The organism is Streptomyces sp. NPDC059456 (assembly GCF_042750055.1).
Taxonomy (GTDB): domain Bacteria; phylum Actinomycetota; class Actinomycetes; order Streptomycetales; family Streptomycetaceae; genus Streptomyces.
Window position 1 is genome coordinate 4,497 of record NZ_JBHYVA010000522.1, and the last position, 1,637, is coordinate 6,133.

General features: G+C 69.9%; 2 protein-coding genes and 1 pseudogene. All 3 read left to right on the forward strand.

Features of this window, described 5'->3' with window-relative positions; all coding sequences use genetic code 11:
- Positions 1–222 precede the first annotated feature (222 nt).
- Entirely contained in the window at positions 223–822 is a 600-nt protein-coding gene (locus ACFXA3_RS32255) for a hypothetical protein (RefSeq protein WP_030298455.1), read from the forward strand.
- Positions 823–1,091: 269 nt separating this feature from the next.
- Positions 1,092–1,532, forward strand: a complete 441-nt coding sequence (gene rpsP / locus ACFXA3_RS32260) for a 30S ribosomal protein S16 (RefSeq protein ID WP_030298453.1) — start codon at positions 1,092–1,094, stop codon at positions 1,530–1,532.
- Positions 1,533–1,534: 2 nt separating this feature from the next.
- Positions 1,535–1,637, forward strand: a pseudogene (locus tag ACFXA3_RS32265) (RNA-binding protein); the annotation flags it as partial.

Genomic DNA, 1,637 nt, shown 5'->3' on the forward strand with positions numbered 1-1,637 from the left:
CCCCGCGGCACGGGGGCCCGTGCCCTGGCGAACGGAACGCGCGGCGCGCCGGGGCCGGTTCTTTTCGGCCGGTCGGCCTGGTCGCCGTTACGTACCGACTCCTCCTGGGATCGGCGCACCCGTCCTCGTCAGGACGCATCAGACTGAACTGACTGGTACGTGCAAAAAATTTGGAATGGCCCGGAATCGGAACACCGGGGCACCCCGGCTCGTTGTGACGACGTGAGCACGACACCACCTGTTCTCGCCGCAGAGCTGGCGCAGGCGTGGGCCGACATTCAGCGGTACCACCCCGAGCTGCCTGACCTTGCCGCGCCCGAGTCCCTGATCGGAGAGTCCTCGTCCGCCTGCGGCGCCGAGCTCTCCTTCGAGCGACTGCTGCACGAGGCAGTCCATGGCATCGCCGCCGCCCGCGGAGTACGTGACACCTCGCGGGCCGGCCGCTACCACAACCGCAGATTCCTCGCGATCGCCGAGGAGATGGGACTGGACCACTCCGACGAGCCGCATGCCAGCAGCGGCTTCTCGCTGGTCTCGCTCAATCCCGAGGCGAAGAAGCGCTACCGCCCCACCATGGAGCGGCTCCAGCGCGCGCTCAAGGCGCACACGGCCGCGACCGCCGCCGACACCAAGCGCAGCTTCCGCGGGCCGGCCGCCCGCCACGGCTCCTCGGGTGGCGGTGTCCGCGTCAAGGCGGTCTGCGACTGCGGGCGCAACGTGCGGGTGGTCCCGTCCGTGCTGGCCCAGGCGCCGATCGTGTGCGGCGGCTGCATGAAGCCGTTCCGGATCCCCGAGGTCGCCGTCTCGGCCGCCGCCTCCTGAGCCCGCGGCCCCGCCGCCGTACGGGGTGACGGGCGGGCGGGATGCCCGCCCGCGGGGCGGCGGTGCCCGGCGGCGCGCAGCCGTGCGCCTTCGATCGCAGCTCGCCGCGAGAAGCGCCGCGGGCATGTGGCACAATGGACAGCTGTACTCGACAGTCGCATAGGACCCCTCTCTCCTCCGGCTGACGCGTCCATCGGGCACCCGAGTACCGCAACCCCACGTGGCATCTCATGTGCCCAACCACGTCAAGTTCAGGAGACACCACTCCAGTGGCAGTCAAGATCAAGCTCAAGCGCCTCGGCAAGATTCGCCAGCCGCACTACCGCATCGTCGTCGCCGACTCGCGCACCCGCCGCGATGGTCGTGCGATCGAGGAGATCGGTCTGTACCACCCGACGTACAACCCGTCGCGCATCGAGGTCAACGCCGAGCGTGCGCAGTACTGGCTGTCGGTCGGCGCCCAGCCCACCGAGGCTGTGCTCGCCATCCTGAAGCTGACCGGTGACTGGCAGGCGCACAAGGGCCTCCCGGCCCCCGCGCCGCTGCTCCAGCCGGAGACGAAGGAGAGCAAGCGTCGCTCCTTCGACGAGTTCGCCAAGGCCCTCGAGGGCATCGGCGAGACCAAGGGCGAGGCCATCACGCAGAAGGCGAAGAAGGCCGACAAGAAGGCGGACGAGGCTGAGGCCGCCGCCGAGTCGACCGAGGCCTGAGCATGCTCGAGGAGGCTCTTGAGCACCTCGTAAAGGGCATTGTGGACAACCCCGACGACGTGCAGGTCGCCTCGCGCAACCTGCGTCGCGGGCAGGTGCTCGAGG